Here is a 462-nt window from a genome sequence, read left to right as displayed (position 1 = left end):
GTCGTTGTCGATGTGGTCGTCGATCGCCTTGAGGGTCTCTTCGATCTCCTGCCCGACATGTTCCAGCACCGACTGGATCGAGGCCTGGACGCTGGCATCGGCCACTTCCAGACGGTTGCGCTCCATCTGCTCGATTTCGCGCGGGTCCTCCAGGCGCCGTACCAGGGCTTTCAAGCGCCGCACGGCACGGGGCTCGGGTTGCCAGGGACGCAGGCTGTCCTGATGGCGCTCGCCGTATTCGGCGATCAGCTTGGCGTCGACCTTGTCGGTCTTCACCCGCTGCAGCTGGCTGCGGGCGTAGTGGGCGATCTGCGCCGGGTTGAGGACACAGACCCGATAGCCTTGCTCCAGCAGCCATTCGGCCAGGGCTTCATGGTAGATGCCGGTGGCCTCCATCACGACCCAGGCACCGGGTTCGCTGTGTTTGTTCAGCCAGTCGCGCAAGACGGCGAAACCCGCTTT

General features: G+C 64.5%; 1 protein-coding gene. It reads right to left on the bottom strand.

Annotation, left to right across the window (positions count from 1 at the left end):
• Window positions 1-462: IS110 family transposase (locus WFQ67_RS30220; protein WP_442969645.1), on the bottom strand; the 462-nt coding region annotated here is incomplete at both ends.

The organism is Pseudomonas sp. USHLN015, assembly GCF_037153275.1.
GTDB classification, from domain to species: domain Bacteria; phylum Pseudomonadota; class Gammaproteobacteria; order Pseudomonadales; family Pseudomonadaceae; genus Metapseudomonas; species Metapseudomonas tohonis.
Note: the sequence above shows the minus strand (reverse complement) of the source record. Positions and strands in the feature narration are given on the sequence as shown.